At 44.5% G+C, this 22,550-nt stretch carries 25 protein-coding genes; 7 read left to right on the top strand and 18 right to left on the bottom strand.

The features are described from left to right. The first annotated feature begins 40 nt into the window (after positions 1–40). A complete protein-coding gene (locus M1D98_RS04585) occupies positions 41–1,102 on the top strand; it encodes an aromatic acid exporter family protein (protein WP_039076265.1) in 1,062 nt (353 codons plus the stop codon). 73 nt (positions 1,103–1,175) lie between these two features. Here the strand turns inward: M1D98_RS04585 and M1D98_RS04580 are convergent, their stop codons facing one another. The 5 genes from M1D98_RS04580 to fabL form a co-directional block, all read right to left on the bottom strand. Continuing rightward, positions 1,176–2,918: an ABC transporter ATP-binding protein gene (locus M1D98_RS04580; protein WP_010331497.1), complete on the bottom strand. Its 1,743-nt coding sequence runs from the start codon at positions 2,916–2,918 to the stop codon at positions 1,176–1,178. Between the two features lie 85 nt (positions 2,919–3,003). After that, positions 3,004–3,534 carry a nucleoside tri-diphosphate phosphatase gene (gene ntdP, locus M1D98_RS04575; RefSeq protein WP_010331498.1) on the bottom strand — a complete coding sequence of 177 codons (531 nt, stop codon included), beginning with the start codon at positions 3,532–3,534 and terminating at the stop codon, positions 3,004–3,006. Between the two features lie 143 nt (positions 3,535–3,677). Continuing rightward, the gene (locus M1D98_RS04570) at positions 3,678–3,938 is read right to left on the bottom strand and encodes a YgaB family protein (RefSeq protein ID WP_010331499.1); all 261 of its coding nucleotides are present in this window, start codon (positions 3,936–3,938) and stop codon (positions 3,678–3,680) included. Between the two features lie 173 nt (positions 3,939–4,111). Continuing rightward, positions 4,112–4,366 (bottom strand): gamma-type small acid-soluble spore protein, encoded by a 255-nt coding sequence (locus tag M1D98_RS04565; protein ID WP_121642184.1) that lies wholly within the window; start codon positions 4,364–4,366, stop codon positions 4,112–4,114. A gap of 67 nt (positions 4,367–4,433) precedes the next feature. Beyond that, positions 4,434–5,186, bottom strand: coding sequence for an enoyl-[acyl-carrier-protein] reductase FabL (gene fabL, locus M1D98_RS04560; protein ID WP_010330857.1), 753 nt, complete (start codon positions 5,184–5,186; stop codon positions 4,434–4,436). A gap of 80 nt (positions 5,187–5,266) precedes the next feature. Between fabL and M1D98_RS04555 the strand changes: the two genes are divergently transcribed. Next, positions 5,267–5,491 (top strand): hypothetical protein, encoded by a 225-nt coding sequence (locus M1D98_RS04555; RefSeq protein ID WP_039076261.1) that lies wholly within the window; start codon positions 5,267–5,269, stop codon positions 5,489–5,491. A 6-nt stretch (positions 5,492–5,497) separates the two neighbouring features. On the opposite strand, the gene mutY is transcribed toward M1D98_RS04555, so the two are convergent. Next, the gene (mutY, locus tag M1D98_RS04550) at positions 5,498–6,607 is read right to left on the bottom strand and encodes an A/G-specific adenine glycosylase (RefSeq protein WP_456280046.1); all 1,110 of its coding nucleotides are present in this window, start codon (positions 6,605–6,607) and stop codon (positions 5,498–5,500) included. Positions 6,608–6,823: 216 nt separating this feature from the next. On the opposite strand from mutY, the gene M1D98_RS04545 reads away from it, so the two are divergent. Beyond that, a complete protein-coding gene (locus tag M1D98_RS04545; RefSeq protein ID WP_010330860.1) occupies positions 6,824–7,807 on the top strand; it encodes a metal-dependent hydrolase in 984 nt (327 codons plus the stop codon). Here M1D98_RS04545 and M1D98_RS04540 read toward each other — a convergent pair. The 6 genes from M1D98_RS04540 to M1D98_RS04515 all read right to left on the bottom strand — a co-directional run bounded on the left by M1D98_RS04540 (position 7,800) and on the right by M1D98_RS04515 (position 13,854). Next, positions 7,800–10,385 carry a YfhO family protein gene (locus M1D98_RS04540; RefSeq protein WP_456280045.1) on the bottom strand — a complete coding sequence of 862 codons (2,586 nt, stop codon included), beginning with the start codon at positions 10,383–10,385 and terminating at the stop codon, positions 7,800–7,802. The two genes, M1D98_RS04545 and M1D98_RS04540, sit on opposite strands and share 8 nt — an antisense overlap. A 52-nt stretch (positions 10,386–10,437) precedes the next feature. After that, positions 10,438–11,427 (bottom strand): glycosyltransferase family 2 protein, encoded by a 990-nt coding sequence (locus M1D98_RS04535; protein WP_456280044.1) that lies wholly within the window; start codon positions 11,425–11,427, stop codon positions 10,438–10,440. Positions 11,428–11,657: 230 nt separating this feature from the next. Further along, positions 11,658–12,518, bottom strand: a complete 861-nt coding sequence (locus M1D98_RS04530) for an alpha/beta fold hydrolase (protein WP_435577020.1) — start codon at positions 12,516–12,518, stop codon at positions 11,658–11,660. Further along, the gene (locus tag M1D98_RS04525; protein ID WP_026014554.1) at positions 12,505–12,837 is read right to left on the bottom strand and encodes an SdpI family protein; all 333 of its coding nucleotides are present in this window, start codon (positions 12,835–12,837) and stop codon (positions 12,505–12,507) included. Before M1D98_RS04525 ends, M1D98_RS04530 begins: the two co-directional genes overlap by 14 nt. Before the next feature lie 85 nt (positions 12,838–12,922). Further along, positions 12,923–13,441, bottom strand: coding sequence for an SH3 domain-containing protein (locus M1D98_RS04520; RefSeq protein ID WP_121642179.1), 519 nt, complete (start codon positions 13,439–13,441; stop codon positions 12,923–12,925). A gap of 143 nt (positions 13,442–13,584) precedes the next feature. Then, positions 13,585–13,854 carry a YfhJ family protein gene (locus M1D98_RS04515; protein ID WP_010330866.1) on the bottom strand — a complete coding sequence of 90 codons (270 nt, stop codon included), beginning with the start codon at positions 13,852–13,854 and terminating at the stop codon, positions 13,585–13,587. 124 nt (positions 13,855–13,978) lie between these two features. Here M1D98_RS04515 and M1D98_RS04510 point away from each other — a divergent pair, with 124 nt between their 5' ends. Then, positions 13,979–14,131, top strand: a complete 153-nt coding sequence (locus tag M1D98_RS04510; RefSeq protein ID WP_010330867.1) for a small, acid-soluble spore protein K — start codon at positions 13,979–13,981, stop codon at positions 14,129–14,131. Positions 14,132–14,164: 33 nt separating this feature from the next. On the opposite strand, the gene M1D98_RS04505 is transcribed toward M1D98_RS04510, so the two are convergent. From M1D98_RS04505 to recX, 3 genes are all read right to left on the bottom strand, one after another. Further along, on the bottom strand, positions 14,165–15,358 hold the full coding sequence (locus M1D98_RS04505) for an MFS transporter (RefSeq protein ID WP_456280043.1): 1,194 nt from the start codon (positions 15,356–15,358) through the stop codon (positions 14,165–14,167). A gap of 136 nt (positions 15,359–15,494) precedes the next feature. Next, positions 15,495–15,815, bottom strand: coding sequence for a YfhH family protein (locus M1D98_RS04500; RefSeq protein ID WP_010330868.1), 321 nt, complete (start codon positions 15,813–15,815; stop codon positions 15,495–15,497). Between the two features lie 7 nt (positions 15,816–15,822). Continuing rightward, positions 15,823–16,614, bottom strand: a complete 792-nt coding sequence (gene recX, locus M1D98_RS04495; RefSeq protein WP_456280042.1) for a recombination regulator RecX — start codon at positions 16,612–16,614, stop codon at positions 15,823–15,825. A gap of 88 nt (positions 16,615–16,702) precedes the next feature. Here recX and M1D98_RS04490 point away from each other — a divergent pair, with 88 nt between their 5' ends. The 3 genes from M1D98_RS04490 to M1D98_RS04480 all read left to right on the top strand — a co-directional run bounded on the left by M1D98_RS04490 (position 16,703) and on the right by M1D98_RS04480 (position 18,036). After that, positions 16,703–17,614 (top strand): TIGR01777 family oxidoreductase, encoded by a 912-nt coding sequence (locus M1D98_RS04490; RefSeq protein ID WP_121642176.1) that lies wholly within the window; start codon positions 16,703–16,705, stop codon positions 17,612–17,614. Between the two features lie 53 nt (positions 17,615–17,667). Continuing rightward, complete coding sequence (locus tag M1D98_RS04485; RefSeq protein WP_003223230.1) at positions 17,668–17,778, top strand: YfhE family protein; 111 nt, start codon at positions 17,668–17,670, stop codon at positions 17,776–17,778. Positions 17,779–17,844: 66 nt separating this feature from the next. Further along, the gene (locus M1D98_RS04480; RefSeq protein ID WP_003223225.1) at positions 17,845–18,036 is read left to right on the top strand and encodes a YfhD family protein; all 192 of its coding nucleotides are present in this window, start codon (positions 17,845–17,847) and stop codon (positions 18,034–18,036) included. Positions 18,037–18,075: 39 nt separating this feature from the next. On the opposite strand, the gene M1D98_RS04475 is transcribed toward M1D98_RS04480, so the two are convergent. From M1D98_RS04475 to mprF, 3 genes are all read right to left on the bottom strand, one after another. Then, positions 18,076–18,660, bottom strand: a complete 585-nt coding sequence (locus M1D98_RS04475) for a nitroreductase family protein (RefSeq protein ID WP_010330870.1) — start codon at positions 18,658–18,660, stop codon at positions 18,076–18,078. A gap of 86 nt (positions 18,661–18,746) precedes the next feature. Continuing rightward, the gene (locus tag M1D98_RS04470; RefSeq protein WP_010330871.1) at positions 18,747–19,628 is read right to left on the bottom strand and encodes a PhzF family phenazine biosynthesis isomerase; all 882 of its coding nucleotides are present in this window, start codon (positions 19,626–19,628) and stop codon (positions 18,747–18,749) included. A gap of 286 nt (positions 19,629–19,914) precedes the next feature. Continuing rightward, entirely contained in the window at positions 19,915–22,485 is a 2,571-nt protein-coding gene (gene mprF / locus M1D98_RS04465) for a bifunctional lysylphosphatidylglycerol flippase/synthetase MprF (protein ID WP_456280041.1), read from the bottom strand. Positions 22,486–22,550: the final 65 nt, after the last annotated feature.

Raw genomic sequence — 22,550 nt, 5'->3', positions numbered from 1 at the left:
TCATACAATTTACTATAGAAAGGAATGCACGCACAAACCAATGAAACTTGGTGCCCGCATTTTCAAAACCGGGATTGCGATTACACTTGCCCTCTATCTGGCTTCGTGGATCGGGCTTCCCGCGCCGATTTTCGCTGGGATTGCAGCGATATTTGCGATTCAGCCGTCGATTTACCGCTCTTTTCTTATTATTATTGATCAGGTTCAGGCAAATATTATCGGAGCTGTGATCGCTACAGTGTTCGGCCTTATTTTTGGACCCAGCCCGATTATGATCGGGTTGACAGCAGTTATTGTCATTACAATTATGCTGAAGCTTAAAATTGAACATACCATTTCGATTGCACTTGTAACAGTTATCGCGATTTTAGAATCCGCCGGTGACGACTTTTTAATGTTCGCGCTGGTCAGAACAAGCACAGTCATCTTAGGGGTGCTTTCTTCTTTTATCGTCAATCTGGTGTTTTTGCCTCCTAAGTACGAAACAAAGCTGATTCATAATACAGTGGAAAACACAGAGGAAATTATGAAATGGATCAGGCTGAGCATGAGGCAGTCCACAGAGCATTCGATTTTGAAAGAGGATATTGAAAAACTGAAAGAAAAAATGATCAAGCTTGATCAGACATATCTTCTATATAAAGAAGAAAGAAGTTATTTTAAAAAAACGACTTATGTGAAATCAAGAAAGCTTGTCCTATTCAGGCAGGCAATTATCACTGCAAACAGGGCGCTTGATACATTGAAAAAGCTGCATCGCCTGGAAAACGACATCTACCATATGCCTGAAGAGTTTCAAGAAACACTGACTGAAGAACTTGATTACCTGCTATACTGGCATGAACTGATTTTGATGCGGTTTGTCGGAAAAATCAAGCAGCATGATGACGCAGATGAAGAAGGCATTCAATATAAACAGCTCTTAACAAAGTCATTTTTAAAAAATCAGCAGAACACAGATGATGAGCTAATCGATTACAATATGCTCAGTATTATGGCAAGCGCCGTAGAATATCGTGATCAGCTTGAACATTTAGAAACTCTGATCACAAGTTTTCAAACGTATCATCCGAAAGACTGCGAAATAGAGACAGAAGAGTAACCCGGTTGAACAGCCGGGTTTTTTTCATAAAAAAAATCTTATATCCTTTGCAGAAAGGATATAAGATTGATGTTCAGCTCAAATTTTGAATGGTAAATAAGTGCTTGTACTGGCTGTCATATTCCATCAGTTCATGATGGGTTCCAGTTTCGGTGATTGTGCCGTTTTCCATAACAACAATCTTATCCGCATGTGTGATGGTCGATAAGCGGTGGGCGACAACAAAGGTTGTTCTGTCCTTTGCCAGTTTGTCCATTGCTTCTTGAATGTAATGCTCGCTTTCCAGATCAAGAGCTGAAGTCGCTTCATCCAAAATGAGGAGCGGCGGATTCTTCAGAAAAACCCGCGCGATTGAGATGCGCTGTTTTTGCCCGCCTGACAGCTTAACGCCTCTTTCCCCCACCCGGGTCTCATACCCTTCTGGAAAACCCATAATAAATTCATGGGCATTGGCAGCTTTGGCGGCTTCGATAATCTCCTCAAGCGTGGCACCAGGTTGGCCGATTGCAATATTTTCCCGAATCGTTTCGCTGAATAAAAAGGTATCCTGAAGCACCATGCCAACCTGATTGCGAAGGCTTCTCGCTTCATAATCGCGAATATCTGTCCCGTCAATCAGCAGCCTGCCGCTTGTCACGTCATAAAATCTCGGAATCAGGCTGACGAGTGTTGACTTGCCTCCTCCGCTCATGCCAACGAGAGCTACAGTTTCCCCTCTATTCACTTTTAAAGAGACGTCATGAAGAATGTTTTCTTTTTCCTTTTCATATTGAAACGAAACATTTTGAAATTCCACTTCACCGCGAATTTGGCCGGCCTTAATGGCATTTGGTTTGTCAGTGAGTTCATATGGCTCGTCAATAAATTCAAACACCCTGTCCATTGATGCGATTGACTGTGTCAATGTTGTAGAGGAATTAATCAGCCTTCTAACAGGATTGTACATTCTGTCGATATATCCGACAAACGCGACCATTGTTCCGACAGTCAGCGGTCCATTAATGACAAAATAGCCAGCGCACGCAATCACGATGAGCGGCGCCAAATCTGTAATGGTATTGACGACTGCAAAGGTTTTGGCATTCCAATTCGTGTGGCTGATGGCTTTATCTAAGAAATGGCTGTTTTTCTCATTGAAATGATCCTGTTCATGATCTTCGATTGCAAAGCTTCTGATAACAGGCATGCCTTGAATGCGTTCGTGCAAATGTCCCTGCACTTGAGCGAGCGCCTGCGAGCGCTCCCTAGTCAGCTTTCTTAAACGGCCGTAAAAATACTTCACTGATATGCCGTATAATGGGAATAAAACGATAGAGATCAATGTTAATTTAACGTCTAGTGTGAGCATGATAGAGATTACAATCAAAATCGTCAGCATATCGAGCCAGATATTCATCAGGCCAGTAATGACAAAATCCTTTGTTTGTTCCACATCATTGATCACTCGGGAAATGACTTCCCCTGTTCTCGTATTCGCATAAAAACGAAGGCTCAGTTTCTGTATATGGTCAAACAGCTTGGCTCTTATATCGTAGAGCACCTTGCTGGCGGTCCACTGGGCAAAATATTGCCGATAGTATTCAACAGGCGGGCGCAAAATTAAAAATAAGGCGAACATAATCGCCATAATGGTGAACAATGACGTTGTTTTGTCACTGGCCGTGCCGCCTCCTTGAATAATGTCGTCAACTACGTACTTCAGAAGCAATGGGAGAGCAAGCGGAATGGAGAATTTGACAATCCCGATTAACACAGTAACGAAAATTTGCTTCTTATAAGGTTTGACGAATTGCATGTAGCGTTTCATAACCCCCACGTTGATTCCCCCTCTCTCTTTATCATGATGTGTGTGAGCCCATGTGAAAAACCTGTTGTACCCCGCAACAGGTTTTTACGTAACTTTATTTTGTATAGCGCAAAAACCGTTCATACCACATATCGACAAACTCGGGCGCAAACGGTCCTTGGCGCTGGTGAATCCAATGGAGCAGCGTGTTTAAGTAGTCTCTTAAAATACTGTCGATTTCTTTTGGATAATTCATGGCTTTCCGATGATCATCATATTCGTCTTCATCGAGAATATTATAGGTCATGTCAGGAAAAACCTTAACATCTAAGTCATAATCAATATATTTAATTGCTTCGCCATCATAGGCAAAAGGAGAACTGATATTACAATAGTAATGAACCCCGTCTTCCCTCAGCATCCCGATGACATTAAACCATTGTCTTGCGTGAAAATAACAGATTGCGGGCTCTCTGGTTATCCATGTCCGTCCGTCTGATTCGGTAACCATCGTCCGGTCATTGGCTCCAATGACACACATTTCTGTACTTTTTAAGATTGTCGTCTCATTCCAAATTCTATGAATCAGCCCGTTATGCTTGTAGCTGTGAATTTGAATGGTTTCTCCTTCCTTGGGATAGCCCATATTTCTCCCCTACTTTCTATAAAGCCCTGCAGTTAGTATGTCCAAATTTGCTTACCGACAACGTCTTTTACCTATTATAACGTTACAAATTGAAAAATGAAAATAAAAGAGCCATTCCGGCCGGGGAATGGCACATTCCTGCTCTACACAAAGGAAGACGGCTTTTCTGAGCTGCGATATGAACGAATCACCTGCTCTGTCTGCTTTTGAAACATGTCCTGTATATCGGCAAGTTGTTTTCGTTTTACCGCAATTTCATTCCGAATACCGCGCAGCCTTGCACCCCTTTCCAAATGCCGGAGTTCTGCTTCAATTTGTTTGCAGCGGTCGAGCTCTGATTGGAGATCGAGAAGCTTGTCCATCGTCTTCATCTGTTCAATTACGAGCTTTTCAAATTCCGTCATCGGTTCCTCCTTCAGCTTGGCAAAAGTCTAAACGTTTCCTCCTATCATTATTTCGATCTTATGTATGCAAACCCTTTGACTCATTCTGTAGACCTTCCACAAGTTTTGTCGTTTTACAAACAAAAAAAAAGCACGTTCATCCTAAGATGAAGTGCTTTTTTCTGTTTCAGTGATTAGCTGTTTTGTTGTTTGTTTTGTTCAGCAGATTGGTTTTGCTGTCTTACCTGCTGTACGTTTGTTTCGCTAGCGAATTCAGTGCCGAATTGACCTTGTTGGCCAGCAGCTGATTGCTGGTTTTGTTTTCTGACTTGCTGAACGTTTGTTTCGCTAGCAAATTCAGTGCCGAATTGGCCTTGACCAGCAGCTGATTGTTGGTTTTGTTTTCTGACTTGTTGTGCGTTTGTTTTGCTGAAATTTTGGTTTGCCATTGTTATCACCTCCACGATCATTAGAATGTGCAGGTGACAGTATGGCTATTCCTCTTTTTAAAAATTTTTAAACGAGCAGCGAGCGTCCGCCATCGATGATAATGGTCTGTCCGCGGATCATGTCAGCCTTAGATGACACTAAAAACTCGACAGTATCAATCATGTCTTTAATTTCAACCATGCGTCCTGCCGGCGTGTTCTGACGCGCATCCTCGAGCAGATCCTCTCTGTTCGGGAAGTGTTTGAGCGCATCTGTGTCAATTGCTCCGCCTGAAACGGCGTTGACGATAATGTGTTTTGGCGAAAGCTCAACCGCAAGATAACGGGTTAACGCTTCTAACGCCGCTTTTGACACGCCAACTGTCGTGTAGTTTTCAAGGTAGCGGATTGAGCCTAATGAACTGATGCTGACGATATGCCCGCCTCCGTTCTTTTCCATTAGCTTGGCCGCTTCCTGGGCGCAGAAAAGCAATGCCTTCGCATTAATGTTCATCGTCCAGTCCCAGTGTGTTTCTTCTAGTTCCATAACAGGTCTCAGAACGCCTGAAGCGGCATTATTTACAAAAACATCAAGTCTGCCAAACGTTTCATCAATTTGCTGAAACATTTCTTTGATTTTTGCCGGCTGTCCTACGTTTGCTTTTACGACAAGCACTTTGACGCCAAGCTTTTCGATTTCTTCCGCTGTTTCCAAAGCGGCTTTTTTGCTGCGTGCATAGTTAATAACGATATTATAACCGTTTTCAGCCAGTCTGATCGCTGCCGCTTTACCGACACCGCGGCTGCTTCCTGTTACAAGTGCGCATTTATTTTGTTCCATTTTTCCTCATCTCCTTGTAGCGTATAGTTCTCTTATTTCCACAAACAATAATGGCAAGAACGTAAAGGGGGTCTTCTGTTATGTATGTCGGACGTGATATGAGCGAATTAAACATGGTATCCAAAGAAGATTGGAAAAACAGTGAACTCGCCTATTTTCATCATGCTTTTCAGCAAATTATGCCTTATTTGAACGAAGAAGGCCAATCAAAATACCGGGAATTAACGCAGGAAATTGAAGCGCGCGGCGGAATGAAACGCAATGAAGCGGACTACACCCACGGCACGCGCGTTACTTATGATTAAGAACGTTTACGGAGCAGCCGTGTATTCGGCTGCTTCCACTGCCATCTTCCAGATTTTTTGATGTGATACCGGGAACGCAAATTGTTCGAGCTCTTCTGTTGTCACTTTTTTCAACTCAGCGGTATCCGACACTTGTTTTACTTTACCGAAAAACACAGAAATATTCCATACCAGGTGGGTGAAAACGTGCTCGACTACACCTTGCAGATCACTGATGTCAGCTTGTATCCCACAATCGTTTTCTAAAAATGCAGTGAGCTGTTCACGCTCGGTTTTAATCCCTTTTTGTGTTTCAAGATTAGGGAATTCCCACAGGTTGGCGAGCAAACCTTTTGATGGGCGTTTGTGAATATACACTTGTCCATTTTCATCAGTCAGAACGATTGCGGCCATTGTTTTAATCCCGGGCTTTTTCTTTTTGCTTTTTACCGGAAGTTCCCGTTCAGTACCTTCTTCAAATGCTGAGCAATGCTGTTGAACCGGGCATAGCAGGCATGAAGGTGATTTCGGCGTACAGATCAAGGCTCCGAGCTCCATCAAGCCTTGATTAAATTCAGATGGTTTTTCACTTGAAATAAATGCATGGACTGCATCTTCAAAGATCGTTCTCGTTTTTGGTTTAGCGATATCATCCCAAATGGAAAGAATTCTGGACATGACACGCATCACATTTCCGTCAACCGCAGGAACGGGTTTGTTGTAAGCGATGCTGAGCACAGCCCCCTTTGTATAAGGGCCTACGCCTTTTAAGCCGCCAAATTCTTTCTCGTCTGGAGGAACAATGCCCCCGTATTCCTGTTTCACTTCTTTTACCGCGCTTTGCAGATTTCTGACTCGCGAATAATAGCCGAGTCCCTCCCATGCTTTCAGCACTTTTTCTTCATCAGCATCAGCGAGCGCTTCCACTGTCGGGAATTGTTCCACAAACCGCAGAAAGTAAGGAATCACCGTCTCTACTCTCGTTTGCTGCAGCATCACTTCAGATACCCACACTTTATATGGATCTTGGTCCTCTCTCCACGGCAGAATGCGCTGTTCTCGTTCGAACCATGAGATTAAATCATCGCGAAATTGCTGTATGTCTTTTTGTTTTAATTTGTCTTCAAGTACGTTCATATGTGTTTCTCCCCAGTCTTTCGCGCCCCGCTTTTCTTTAGACTGTTATTTGTTGTACACTAAGGGCACAGTACGATAATATGTTACATTAAATAGAAGTAAAGAAAAAGCGGAAACATATGAGAACGATTAAATCTTTTGAAAAATTGGGTATATGAAAATGGGGAATATTTTATAAAAGTGAGTGGGCAGGACAATCCTGCAAGGAGGTCACCTATGGATACGGGCACACATGTCGTCATGGGCATCGCGCTTGGCGGTATTGCGACGCTTGATCCTGTTGTCGGATCAGATCCGGCAATGGCTCACGCTGTTATGATCGCAACGCTCGCGGGCTCTCAGGCTCCGGATATTGATACTGTGTTAAAGCTGAAAAATAATGCGGTTTATATCAGAAATCACAGAGGGTTTACCCATTCTATTCCCGCTGTTTTGTTTTGGTCTTTGATCATCCCGGCCATACTGTATTTATTTTATCCGCAGGCCGATTTTCTGCACCTGTGGCTGTGGACGCTGCTGGCAGTCGTTCTGCATGTTTTTGTTGATATTTTTAACGCGTACGGAACACAAGCCATACGTCCGTTTTCAAAAAAATGGGTTGCGCTCGGGCTGATTAATACGTTTGATCCGTTTATATTTATCAGTCATCTTGCTGCGATTGCGATTTGGTATGCGGGCGGCAGTCCCGGCATCACGTTTCTCAGCTTATATATCATATTGGCTGGTTATTATATGGTTCGCCTGATTATGCAGCTCAGAATTAAACGGAAGCTTCATGAGATGATTCATGATGAAATCGAAAGCATCATTATTTCTCCGACGATGAAATTCAGGCAATGGCGAATCGCAGTTACGACAGCCCATGCTTTCTATGTGGGAAGAAGCATGGAAGGGCACGTCGTGATTCTGGATACGTTTAACCGTGTGCCTGTTCCTGAAACTGAAGTAATGCATGCGGCAAAGCAAGATGATAACATTGGGGCGTTTCTGTCATTTTCTCCGGTTTACCGGTGGGAAGTCGATACGTTTAAAGATCACTATGAGGTAAGGTTTATTGACCTGCGTTACCGAAGCAAAGGCCATTATCCGTTTGTGGCCATCGTTCATATCGACCATGATCTCAAGATTCGCTCATCCTATACGGGATGGATATTCAGCGAAGAAAAGCTCCAGAAAAAATTAAAGCTCGGCTCTATTTAGAGCCGGGCTTTTTTCGTCTGATATACAAAACAGCAAGCAGCAAACTGACGGCCGATAGGAGCGCCGATTGTTTAAAGTATGGCGGGTAGTAGGTCAGTTCAATGTGATTGTCTCCCTTTTGCGCCTGAAAACCGATGAACGCATAGTCCACTTTTTTGATCGGCTGTTTTTTCCCGTTGATCTTCAACTCCCAGCCTTTTTCATATGGAATTGGAAGCATGATGTACTTGTCTTTTGACAGATGATAGGCAAACGTCAATTGGTTTTTGTCCCATTTCAGTTTGTCTGCTTTTTCTGTTTTATTTTGCTGTACAGCGCTTTTCAGCGTTTCATAATTTTCTTCATAGAGCGCTATGTTTTTGATCTCATACGTTCCTTCCGGGAGCTTGATTGAAATATGTTCTGATTTAGGCACTCTAATCGTGATATCATTTACCCCGGTCTTATAAATCGATTGATTCGATTTCCTTGTTGTGGCATAATCATTGACCCTTAACCTAAACCCTTTGTCTTTTGCTTTGCTTTTCAAATAAAAGCTGACATAGTAGTCTCCCGGAGCTGATGACGCCTGTTTCGGGGTGATGTTCAGCTCTCCTCCGTTTTCTCCAGTCACAGTAAGCAGTCCTTTTTGATAGCGGGCATGCTTTGTGGTGATGTCCGACTCAGGGATTAGATCGGCCGGTTTGGGTGCCTGCTCTGTCTCCCCCGATGGATCGGCTACTACAATACCTACCAGCATCGCCTGCTCTTTCGCTAGAACGGGCGATTTGTCCAGCTCGCTTTCGCTGTATATGACATCGGCTGTCTTGACGAAAGGCAACATGTATTGATTTTCATAAACGGCATAATGCTCAGATTCCAAATTCTTTTTGAAGCCGTACGGAACGCTGGCTTCGTTTGTTTTTTCCGTCATATAATACTTGCCGTAAAGCAGGCTGTACAAATTCGCTCTGTCTCCCAAGGACGCATAACGGCTGACGCTTTCCCTCCCCATATCGATGCTCAGATCATGCCAATAGAAGGTCAGCAGATGTTTGTTTAAAATGCTGGAGTAAGCGCTGAATCCATTAAACCCGTAAATGATTGGCGTATTATTGCGGACCCCGTTCATCCAGTCGATTCTCATGAGCGGATCATCGTCTTCCTTTTGTAAACGCCTGATGAGCTCAGATGATTCTTGCCCTTTGTATTCCTCGCCCATGAGATATGCTTTTGTCACACTGTCCAGACCGCCCCCTTCCGAGAGCGCGTATTTTTGATAGGTGTTGGCGACAAACAGCGTAGAAAGAATAACCACACCGTACACAGCAAACTTTGTCCATTTTTTCGCAAAAACCGCAGCAAACAAGGCTGCGATTGTCAGAAACAAGAGCAATAGAATGCTTTGATTCGCAGGCTTCCCTATGTCCAGCTCATACCTTTGGATATGGTACAAGTAAAGAAGCAGGACAAGGGCAGTTGCCGGCAGCAGTTCTTTGAGCTTCAGCTTGTTCAGCTGTGACAAGCCTGCCGCTGCCGCACCGGCGATCGTAAAGGCAAGAACATACTCAAACCGGTTTTGCGGGGCGGAAAAGCCGTTAAACGCGCTTGCCGCATACGGACTGAAATGAAAAAGAATAAACAGCAGACTCAATCCGGCAAAGAGACGAAACACGCGGTTTTTGTAAAAAGACAAAATAAATAAAAACAGCAAAAAAACTACCGGCAAAATGATGATCCGGCTTGTAAATAAGATATTATCATCGAAATGAAGCCACTCTATGTTCTCTCTGTACGGAGGGCGCAGGTTGTTAACATAACCGTATACCACCGGCACAAACGCCGCCGCACTGATGCCGAAAGAAATAAGGCCTGAAACGATAAACATTCTGCATTGAATCCATCTTTTCTCTTCATGCTGTTCAAGCCGGATCAGCCATCTAAACAGCACATAAATTGCGATAAATATAAGGTTTATGTATGCAAAGTAAAAGTTGTTGATTAAGGTCATCGAGCACGCAATGATAAACCATGCCGGACGCCGTTCTCTCATGATTTTCTCCGCTCCGAGCACTAACAGCGGAAGCCAGATCATGGTATCGGTAAAGAATTCCCAATACGCTTCGTGGCGGAAATAAATGATTGAGGCACCATATAATACGGCGCCCGTAAACGACGCCGCTCTGTGCTTGAGAAGATAGTGAAAAACAGAAGCGGCTGTAAAGATGATCAGACTCAGTTTGATCACACTGATAAAAACAGCTGACTCAGCCCAAAAAAGCGCATCCGCTTCTCCGATCAGCTGCACGCCTTGAAGAAGCCAGACGACGGCGGCTGATGCAAGAAAAAGAAAGGAAGCAGAAAAATAATAGCCGAGCTGACTGAATGTGCCGCCGCCGAGTCCGAATGTATAATTGTAGAAAAAATTTCCGTGTGTATATTGTTCAAATAATAATTTTTTAAATACGACCATTTGCGCAAGCCCGTCACCCGGACCTGTCATGTATCTGCCGTCCGACCATTCTTTCACAAAAAAAGCGTGAGCCAGAATGGAAGCGAGCAGACTGGCCGCATAGATCATGACATATTTTTTTTTCATATAGATTCTCCAGTCTTGCTTTTAAGATGCAAAAAAGCACCGCTTAGTGATTTCAGTGCATTTTTGTCAGGCGCTGTACGTTTTTCAGTTCGTTCGTTTCAGGTATATCTTTATTCGGGATATTCGCTTCTTTAATCAAATAATGCGGGCGTTTTTTTGTTTCATAATAAATTCGGCCGATATATTCACCTATGATTCCGAGGCTTAACAGCTGAACCCCGCCGAGAAATAAGATTGCTGAGATGATTGTGAAATATCCAGGTACAGAAATGCCGTTAGTCAGAATGTTTACAAATGTGGCAATGATATAAATGATAGAAAGCAGCAAGATGAGAATGCCGGTATAAAAGCATACTCTCAACGGCTTATGATTAAATGAAACAACCCCGTCCATTCCGTAGTTAAACAGGCTGCTGAACGACCATTTTGATGTGCCGTTTTTTCTTTCAACATTTTCATAAAACACGATTTTCTGATCAAAGCCAATCCAGCAAAACAGCCCTTTTGAAAAGCGGTTGCCTTCGCTCAGCTTCAAAAGAGCATCCACAGCTTGGCGGCTTAACAGCCGAAAGTCTCCGACACCGTCACGCAAATCAACCTCCACCGCTTTATTGATGAACTTGTAATAAAGAGAGGACAGGACTGAGCGGACAGGGCTGTCCCCTTTTCTGTTCCTCTGGGCAATGACTTGATCATAGCCTTCTTCATAGCCTTTGATAAATTCCTTCAGCAAATAGGTCGGATGCTGCAGATCGGCGTCCATGACAATAACCGCCTCGCCTTGGACATGCTCAAAGCCCGCCAGAATTGCGGCTTCTTTTCCGAAGTTTCGGGAAAAAGATATGTATTTTACCCGGTTGGATATCGCTGCCAAGTCTCTAATTTGCTGAAGCGTATCGTCAACACTTCCGTCGTTTATGAAGAAAATTTCATAATCATAATGAATGCTCTTGAATTCCTTTTTCAAGGATTCATGAATGAGTTTGACATTATACCCTTCATTGTAAGACGGGATAATAATCGAGATTAATCCTTGCTTCATTAAGGCACCTTCTTTTTATATTCTTTTTTAAGTATTGCCTTAGGGGGAGTTGCAGACAAATCTTCAGTAAGGCTATTCCTTTTTTAAAAGTCGTTTAAACCTGATTTTTGTTACATTTTTGTCGTGACATTCAATTTTTAATGTTATTTTGTCATGTTTAAAACAGACTATGAAAAATACGCACAGAAAAAGTCTGCCACTTATGACAGACGATTGGGAGACATTTTGACTTATGTTTTTTTAAGATATTCTAGAATCAGCTGATTGACGATGGCTGGTTTTTCGTGGTTAATCCAATGGGAGGCTTCATCAACAAAAATGAGGTGTCCATTCGGGCAACGCTTTTCCGTCTCTTTCGCAAGCTTCCTGCTTAAAAAGCGGTCCTCCATTCCCCAGATCATCCGGTAAGGTGCTGTTTCACAAGTTACTTTCTCTGACAGGCTTCCTTTTCTGAGGGCTCGGTACCAGTTCAGCATAGCTGTCAAGGCACCCGGCTGTTTCCAGGCTTCTTTGTACCTGCTGACATCCTCAGACGAAAAAAGCTCAGGGCGTGTCGATAACCCAATCGCTTGATCTAATGATTCATAATCATTTTCTTTTAGTGATGCCTCTGGAATGTCAGGCAGCTGGAAGAAGGCGATGTACGAGCTTTTCAGCCATTGCGGAGGATAAACCGGTGTTACGGTTTTCATGATGCTCGGGTGCGGGATATTAATGGCGATTAGCTTTTCAAGATATTCCGGGTGCGTTGAAGCCAGATGCCATGCGACAGCGCCTCCCCAGTCATGTCCAATCACGATTGCTTTTTCATCTGTGAATTGCGTGATCAACCCGATGATATCATCTCTTAATGTATCAATCCGATATGCTTCAATTCCCTCCGGCTTGTCACTGAGATTGTAGCCTCGCTGATCAGGAGCAATGACCCGGTAACCCGCATCGGCTAGCGGTTTGATTTGATTTTTCCAGCCGTACCAAAACTCAGGGAATCCATGGAGCAGGACAATTAACCGGCCGTCCTCCGGCCCTGCAGACGCAACGTGGAGCGTGACTCCGTTTGTTTTGACAAACTGTCTTTTAATTCCGTCCACTTCTATCTCCTCCTTGACTGTACGTCATGTTTTTCAGCCTTTTCTCCGTTAGCATAAACGTAATGACACAGGCGGCCATCAGCAGGGCAAGCTGAAAAATGATCAAGTTTGATCTCAGCAGCAGACCCATTGCCATAATCACCAAGCCTGACAGGATCATCAATGATGCACTGTAGCGGTTCGCTTCATTCCATAACCTTTGATCTGACATTGAACGCCTCGTTCTATATCCGTACACACTGTTGATGGATGTGGGAGGAAACAGTTTGATCAGTATGCCTGCAATGATCATGAGACCTCCGCCGATTAAACCAACCAAATGATCATCTCCTTTCTCATTGTTACGTGCAGAAAGAAGAAAAGTTTCATACTCCGGCAAAAGGACAAGCCTCAGCCTGCCTTTTTTATCGTAGCTGTAAGTCCTTTGTCTGAATATAACCCATGACTCCGCCATACTCAACGAATGCCCATGTGAAGTCAAATCCGCCGTTTTCACTGAATCCCCATCCGTGGAATGTTACCTCTGTCCCAGATGATAGCTTCTTGGCTTTTCCGTTTTCGGGTGTCGGTGCATAGAAGGCTGTCTGTTTCGCCGTTTTCGATTGGCTTGCCGTTTTCATTAAGAAGTGTGTTGAAATATAGGCTTTTTTTCCTTTGAATTGAATGTGAGCCCAATCGGCATTTACGAAACCATTGACTGTGACTTTTTGTTCTGATGATAAAGTGCCAACAATTTTGCCTTTATGATTTGGCTCAGTCCGGACATTCAGCTTTCCTGCTTTTATGATGTAAGAATCAGATGATGGCATACTGACAGATATGTCGTGAAGGGGCGCAGCTTTTGCTGCGGGAGCGGAATGAAGGGATGGTAAAGCCAGGCCTGCGGCAGCTGTTAAAGCGAGCATTACTTGTTTCTTTTTCATACAAAGCTCCTCCTCGCAATTTGACAAGATATTTTTGGTATTCCCTGATTGACAGGGGGGCAAAACACGTTTTGTTTATTTTTATGATGTTCAGGTAATCAAAAGGAAATGAAAAAACCTGCCGGATGGTAACGGCAGGTTGTTTAATGCAAAAGGCCTCTGCTTTGGTTTAAGTAATCATTCACGTTGTCACGGGAGCTTTGGAAAAGGTGGAGCTGGCCGCCATAGTTCTCGATCCATTGTGTGACGATTTTTTCGGTCATTTTTTCACCCTGATAGGCATGTCCGGCTTTTGCATAGGTTGCTTCAAAATCGCTCCATAATAATTCCACCCATGTTTTTGCCTGTATATAGCTGATCATCTCGTTCTTTTCCAGAAGCAGATTTGTCAGTTTCTCAATGTACGTATTCATGTGTCCAGTCTCCTTTCTTCAGGAAAAAAATGACGCTTTAAAACGTGCTGTTCTCCATATACTAACCTTACGTCTTCATCTGGAAAGACGCAACTTTTTGATCTCGAACCTAGGGGGAAATGACATGGTCCGGAATAAAGAAAAAGGATTTCCTTACGAAAACGAAAATAAATTTCAGGGTGAACCGAGAGCAAAGGACGACTATGCTTCAAAGCGTGCTGACGGATCAATCAATCAGCATCCTCAAGAAAAAATGAGAGCCTCCGGCAAACGGTAAAGAAGAACAGCTGCACGCGCTGCAGCTGTTTTTTTACCCTTTATTGACTTGATACTCATACACGCTCTTCTTTTCTGACAAATGTGCGAAGGTAGAAAGCACGAGACCGCATGCAGTCATAAGCGCTCCGCCCGCAAACAGCCACGAATAAGAACCTGTTCCGCTCAAAATCATTCCGCCGATCCACGCACCGAGCGCATTAGCAAGATTAAACGCCGACACGCTGACAGCGGCGGCAATTGTTGTACCGCTCTCAGAAGAAGAAATGACCTTTGTTTGCAGCAAAGGAGGCGTACCGAATGCGCAAGCCCCAAATAAGAACGTTGCAACAATGGCTGCGGCCGGGTAAAGGGCGATGTAAGGAAATACAGTCAGAACACCGATCAAACCGATCATCACACCGATCATCGTCCGAGTCAGCAGAGGCATCGGCACTTTTCCCGCAAAGAAATTCCCTGCAACGCCCCCTAGTCCATATGCAAAGAGAGCGCCTGTTATGCCGACTGTGCTGAATCCGGCTGAATGTCTCAAAATCGGTTCGATAAAAGTGTAGGCGATAAAGACGCCGGAATAGCCTAAAATCGTAATTGCGAAGGAATACAGCACTTGTTTGTTTTTAAATACGCCCCACTCATTCATGAGCATCGGGATCACTTTTGGTTTTCTGTTCGGCACAGCAGCCATGAGGCCTAAGAATCCAACGGCGCCGAGTGCTGTAATGATGGTAAATACAGCTCTCCAGTTCAGGACATCTCCGAGATAAGAGCCGAATGGGACACCAAGCATCAAAGCCACTGTCAGCCCGCCATTCATTGAGGCAGCGGCTGCGGCACGCTTTTCCGGCGGAACCATTTCACTGGCAAATACCATGGCGATCGCAAAGAAAGCGCCATGAATGGACGCGGATAAAATTCTTGAGACAGCCAATACCGCAAAATTCGGTGCCAGCGCGCTCATTAGATTGGCTAGGATAAAAATCACCATCAGCCCAAGCAGCACAGGCTTTCTCGGGAGTTTGACCGCAATGATGGTGACGAGCGGGCCTGTCAGACATACGCTTGCGGCATAGGCCGTGACAAGAAGCCCGGCGGATGAAACATGTATATGAAAGTCATTGGCAATCGACGTCAAAATCCCCATCACCGCGTATTCAGTGTATCCGATTGAAAATGTGCAAATCATAAGAACAAAAATAATAAATTTCACTGATGGGTTTTTGATACTCAACGTCATCGCCTCCTTCGATTTTAAAAAACAACGAGTTTCATCTTAAAAGATTATTGGAGTGAATTCAATGATTTTTTCCTTAAAATGCCGTGCAAATGTGCTGAAAATATAAAGAGGCTGATATTCAGCCTCCCTGTTACGCTTGCTTCTGTTCTCGCAATACTGATATTGGCAGCGCTTCCTCTTGATCAGGGGCCGAGGTTCTGTATCCCCATGCGAAAACGCCGTTTACATAACTGATGATAAACCCATCTTCAGAGCCTTCCACGCGATATGTTTCTCCCGGTGTGAAATCTTCCGGGTTCAGCAAATATGCTTTTGCCATTGCAATTTTCCGTTCGAGCACGGCCAGTTCATTGATGATGCCGTGCTGTTCAGCTTTTCTTGCTTTTTCAGAAAGTGATGCGATTTCGGTATTGAGTTCGTGCGGTGTCATTTGACTGTATCGTTTCTCCATTTTTCAGCTACTCCTCTTCCTGCAGAAATTGCTCGATTAAATCGAGTGAGAATCCTTTGCGGAATAAAAATTGTTTGACCTTCATGGCGCTTTCATATGAGCCGTCATAGCGGTATTTTCTAAACGCTTTTTCGGCGTGAAGACGCAGCGCTTCTTTCTCCGTGTCTTCATCATTTTCATATTCAATCTGCTCCAGCGCGGCGCTGATGACATCAAATGAGAAACCCTTGCGCTGAAGCTGCATCTGGGCGCGCTGTTTGAGTTCTTTTGTGGAACATTTTTTATCCTTTTTAAGAAGCTTTTCAACATGCTTGACCGCTTCCCTCGTCTGATCCTCAAAGGAAAAGGAACTCAGCGATTCCTTAATAGTATCGTCGTCGATTCCCTTCGCTCTCAGCTCTCTGAACAAAACGTCAGGGCCTTTTCCGTTCGTTTTTTTGTGGGTGCTGACATAGGCCGCGGCAAATTCCTGGTCGTTTAAGTACTTGTAGTCGTTGAGCTTATGGATGACTTCTGCAATGACAGGCGCTGAGGTTTCTTTTTTCTTTAAGTGGTCCTCTACCTCTTTCGTTGACCGCATTCGGTAGGATAAAAAGTCAAGCGCACGGTTGAAGCCTTTCTTTACTTCATCGCCGTATTGAATCTCAATGATGTCAAGGTCATCAAGCTCTTTTCCCTTTTTAAGCTCAAATTTTACGAGCACGTCCGCGTCCACACTGAAGGCGTATTTATCATCGAGAAAGATATTGAAGCGTTCCGTATTCTTTTTTTGCGCAGATATTTTTGTAATATATGGCATCTTAATCTCCCTTCTGAGGCCTGAAAAGCGTTTTCTTTTATGAAAATGAGGTAAAGTATTGTTATTAGAACGATGAGGAGAGATGTTTATGAATATCGCAATGACGGGCGGAACCGGTTTTCTCGGCCAGCATCTAACAGGCGTTCTTACCCGCCAGGGACACCATGTTTATATTTTATCAAGAAACGCAAGGGAAACTGAACAAAAAAATATCACATATGTCCAATGGCTGACGGATGGAGCCGCACCGGAGCAGAAACTTCCTCATATTGATGTCTGGGTAAATCTCGCGGGACAATCGATTTTTGGCCGCTGGACAGAAAAAACGAAGCAGCAAATCCTCTCCAGCCGTATTCATGCCACGCGTGAAGTGCAGCGTCTTATTCATAAACAGAAGGAAAAACCGAAAGCGCTGATCCAGGCCAGTGCGGTAGGCATTTACGGCACAAGTCTTGAGAAGACCTTCACAGAGGATTCCGCAACGTCAGATGAGGATTTTCTCAGCCATACTGCACATTTATGGGAAAAAGAAGGACAGAACATTGAGGCGATGGGCATCCGGACGGTTTATGCGAGATTTGGCGTGATGCTTGGGGAAAAAGGCGCTCTCCCGCTCATGGTTCTTCCTTATAAACTTCTTGCCGGCGGCACGATCGGAACGGGTAGACAGTGGCTGTCATGGATTCATGTCGAGGACGCTGCCCAGATGATTCGATTTGCGATGGAAAACACCGACATCTCAGGACCCATGAATGTCACCGCGCCAAATCCTGTGGAAATGAAGCAATTCGGAAAAACGATTGCACGGGTGAAGCACCGACCGCACTGGCTCCCCGTTCCGGAATTCTTTTTATCAAAAGCATTGGGTGAAATGAGTCTTCTGATTGTGAAAGGACAGCGCGCTCTTCCTAAAAAAGCGATAACCTCCGGATTTCGTTTTACATATTCGGACCTTGAATTCGCGCTCTCACAGCTGATAACGGACAGAAAGGCTGTATAAAAACGGAAGGAAGCGTCAACCTTAAGAATAACATGGTTGAAGGAGGTCCTTTAATGGAAAAGAAGAGGGAGAAACATCAGCAAGGCGCCAACCTGAAGAAAATGCAGGAAGTTCTTTATTCAGGCGAATTTAAGAAAGCGGAAAAAGCTGCTAAGCGGAAATAGGAATACATAGCCCCTTTATGCCAGATACTATGTTTGTTTGATATCACTTTTTAGGGGGAATTTGATATGGGCAGAAATCATATCCACAAAAACCGTGATAAAAACAAACAAAAGCTTCCTCAAGTTCCCGACGCGTTGAAAAGGGAAACTGACGGCGTTTACGAAGAATATTCAAGCGAGCTTGCTGATGCGGATGACCGCGAAGCGCAAGAGCGCGCAAAAGCAGCAGACAGCAGAGCGAAAAAGAAAAATCGTTAATGAAAAACCCCTTGTCTCCGTTTGAGACAGGGGGTTTTTTTACAACTCGGTGAACCGTTCACGGATGGGCGTGCGCTTTTTGACTTCCGGCGCTTCGTCAGGATAGCCCGTTTGTATGATGGCGGCGAATCGTTCATCATCCTGTAAACCAAAGGCCTTGTGCACTTCTTTGTCGTAAAGGATTTTACCGCTTTTCCAAACCATGCCGATCCCTTTTTCCCAAGCAAGAAGCTGAAGATTTTGGATCAAGGAGCTGGTTGCCGCAAAATCATCGTCCCGCGCTCTTTCATTTTCATCTTCTTGAAACACGACGAGCAGAAATCCGGGGACGCGTCCAAGTGTGTTTTTAAAATTTTGAAGCTTTTCCTCTGTCATATCCGGCTTGGATTTTTTAGAGAACGCTGCAAATGTGTTAATTAGGTTTGCTTTTCCCGTCTCACTGGAAACGTAAATAAATCTCCATGGCTCAGTCACTCTGTGATTTGGCGCATATTTTGCCGTTTCAAGCATGTCAAGAATGACTGCCGAAGGCACTGGCTCTTGTTTAAATTTTCGAATCGATCTTCTGCTGCGTATGATGTCCCGCAGTGCTGAATGTTGATCTATCTGTTCGGATTGAGGCATACCGTCTCACCTTCCTAAGCAATTGAAAATGATTATCATTCATAATGATAACGGAAAGTGCATCTTTTTGTAAACCTTCATCTGTATTAGATTTTAAGAATACGGGTTTCTGAGTATACAGCAGTTCCTGTCATGTTCACTTTCACTTGATCGCCTTCTTCGTTAATTTCAATTCCAACCTTTCCGTCTTTCCCGATTTCCTGCCCTTGTTCAATGATAAATTCACGCTGCTTGGCATGACCGTACTGTTTCATATAAGCCCCCATCACACCGGATGCAGTGCCCGTCACAGGGTCTTCTATCGTTCCCGAATACGGGGATGAAAAGTGGCGTCCGTGCAGGTCGCTGTCGGGGTGAACGGTTTCAAAGGTAAACGGGTGGACTGAAGCCTTTGGCAGATCAACTAACACGTCCGGAAACTGTTTGTTATCGGGCCTCATTTTTTTAGAGGCCTTTAATGATCTAAGCGGAACGATAGCTGTCCATATGCCAGTGCTGCCAAACACAATCGGAAGGTCTTCATGAAAATCTTCTTCCGTGATTCCTAGTGCGGCCGCAAGTTTTTTCCGATCGCCTGTAAATGGTTTGAATTGCGGGGAAGCCTGTTCAAGCGTAATATGAATGCGGCCGTCTTTTTCAGAAATCTTCACAGGCAGGGTACCGGCTTTTGTCTGGATGCTGTACGTTTTCCCGGTCTCCAGCATTCCTTTTTCGCATAATGCGTAAAGAGAAGCGACAGTTGCATGGCCGCATAAATTCATTTCGTGTCCAGGGGTAAAGTAACGGAGTTCAAGATCAGCCGACTTGCTATCCCGAATAAAGGAGGTTTCTGAATATCCGGCACGCTCCGCTATGATCTGCATCTCTTCTTCCGTGTAATGGTCTCCCTTCAATACAACGCCTGCGGGGTTTCCTTTGCCGGGACTGCTTGTAAATGCTTCATATTTTAATACCTCTATTTCTTTCACTTGTCTGCCGTCCTTTCTTTATCAATGTCTCTGTTAGTATAGCAAAAACGATTGAGAATTTTCTGTTATTATCAAAAAAACCCATTTTCTTTTGAAAATGGGTCAGATTATTGTTTTAGGATTTTGTCATCTTTTCAGCGTGATTGAAACCCCTTATGGACGAGCATCGGAGCAACCTTTCATAGGTTAGGCAAGACGCGCCGCCGTTCCTTTCAACAAGTGATCACCGAAGCGCAGGACTTGCAACGAGTGCGAGGTTTTATCGACACGCTGGGACCCCGTCTCGTTAGAGGGAGTCTTTTTTGCTTTTGCCGATCAGCCGCGTGACGAGGAACATGGTGACAGAAAGGGATCTGTTTTTTCGGTACGCCAAGTATTTGCCGCGCCACTCCGGTTTGTATTTTTCTTTAAAGGCCCTAAGCCCGCTGAAGCTGTACATGTATCTGACATTATTAAAAATGACAGCGGCAAATCTTTCTGACCAGAAGGATGTAAAGGAGGTGCCGACATTGGACAGTGGCGCCATTCCCATATTAAACGACGTACAGCCTTCCTCCTTCGCCCATAAAAACATGCGGATGAACAATGCGTCCATAATGCCACTCGGGGCGTCATCACGGTAGCGCATCAGATCGACCGAGATCTCCCCTTCTTGGTACATTGGCATGACATTTGCAAACGCAACGATCTCTCCTTCTGCGTTTTTCATGTAGGCAATCGGTGCTTTCTGTAAATATGAGGGATCAAAAAAGCCGAGCGAGAACCCCTTTTCTTTTTTCGAGCCGAGCCATTCATCTGAGATCTGTTTCAGTTCCTCCAAAAACGCCTTAGAAAATGGAGGATGGTCCACATGAAAGGAATATTCCTCCCGCTCAAAGCGGTTATTGATTGCCCGAAGGCCGGCTTTTTTCTTCCCGGTCAAGGTAAACGTATTTAAATCCACATAGGCTTCCTCGCCCAGTTTAAAGAAGTTATAGCCAAAATCGTGATACAGCGCCATGTCAGCTCGTTCAATTTGGTAAAACAGAACACTGAATCCTTTCTGATGCGCTTCGTTCAGAAATTCTTCCAGCACGAGCGAAAACGATTCCCTTTGGCCTGACGGATCACCGAGCACGACCAGCCTTCTGGCGATTTTCCCAAACAGAAGAAGGGCATTCCCATCACTTGAAAAATAAAACCGCTTATCTCCAAGATAGCCGAGATGGCTCAGCGCGTTCCCGCCATTTTCATTTAAAAATGAAGCAAGGCGCTCTGGGTCAGCTTTTTCCCCGATTGGTTTTGTCTTTTTGTGATACACCACTGTAAATAAAAAGAAGAACAGCGGCACAATAATGATCGCCATGATGGTTGCATGGGTAATATGCGAGGTGCTGTGAACGAAATATTCGTGGCGCATCACCTTCTTCATATGGTCCCAAATGAAACCGGCAATGAGGTTATAGTTAAAGAGCGCCACAGTGAAAAGCGCTGCAGCAAATATCATTTGTCCGAGTGTATAGGATGCCTGTTCTCGGACAAATTGTCTTTTCAAAAGCACCAGCAATACGATAATGATCGGCAGTACGAATATCGCACTGATGTTAAGTCCTTTTAAAAAGCTGAACACAAACCCGCCCACAAGCGCTGAAATCGCCATCGTATAGGAGCGTTTTGTCCGTTTATAAAGCTCAATCGGCAAAATCAGCAAAATGAGCGCTGAGCTTAAGGACAGGCCATTGAACAGCAGAAGGGCCGGGTGCGGTATGTGCGGAATAACGGTCAGCCTGTCAATCGGCAGAGATACTGAGGCTAGGACAATCAACCCGGCAACGAACACGATAAGTGAAAGCGAGCCTTGCAAAATTCTGAGTAATATCGCCCGCTGGATGACAAGCAAAACGTTTGTCGTCTCAATTGCCGGTGCGATGCGCGGGTTCGTTTCGAGCCGTTTCATTGTATTTTCAGTCAGGTCTCCGGCAGCAAAGAACAGCCCGAGACCGAATGGGATAAATGAATAGACGAGCCTGTACAAAACAATAGATGTCACAATGGCCTCTTGATGATAGCCAAGCTGCTCCATACCAAGCAAAAACAAAAGGTCAAACGAGCCGAAGCCGCCCGGCACGAGGCTGATCATTCCTCCGATCGACGCGATGACGAACACTCCGAACACAGACCTGATATCAGCATGAATGCCCATAGCGGACAATGACAGATAGATGACGGTTCCGGCCATAAGCCATTCGGCAACGGAAGCGCCGATATAAGCGAAAATCGGATTTTTCACTTTGTCCGCATTCTCTTCGTCTCCGCTTTTTCGGCTTTTGATTTTCGCCACCGCCAAAGATACCGGCAAAATCAGCGCAAAACCGATAACAACTGCCCACAGCCAAGGCTTTTCATTGATCATTTTATCCACTGGCAGCACTCGCACGGCGACAAAAACGCTGAAAACGGATAACCCGAGAAGCATAGATGATGTAAGCCAGGCGATTCCTTTTACGAGCGCCCTATGGTCTTTTGTATGCTCCTTATAGAACATCATTCTTAACCCGACCCCGGCTAAACCGCCGAACCCAAGCACATTATTAAATGAATTGGCGATCCAGGAAACCCTGAATACCTTTCCGTTGGTGATCGATAGGCGCATCGAGTATTTCAGGACGTAATCATACAGCGACATGGCCGCAACAGCCAGCAAGCCGACCAATACAAGGATAAATAAGTCCATGCGTTCCAGGCCGTTGATGACCATGAGCGTGCGTTTGAATGACAGATTTGTCAGTTCTTTTTTTGATTGATAAATAACAAATAGTAAAACCGCAATAGGAAAAACAATTTTTAAAACGGATAAAGCATTCTTTTTAATCAGCAATGGTCTCTCCAATCATATTCTAGTTCAATCTGCTTCCCTAATAATCTCCAACCCATTATACACTA

This window comes from Bacillus sp. K7, assembly GCF_053903245.1.
This window is presented reverse-complemented; position numbering and strand designations above follow the sequence as displayed.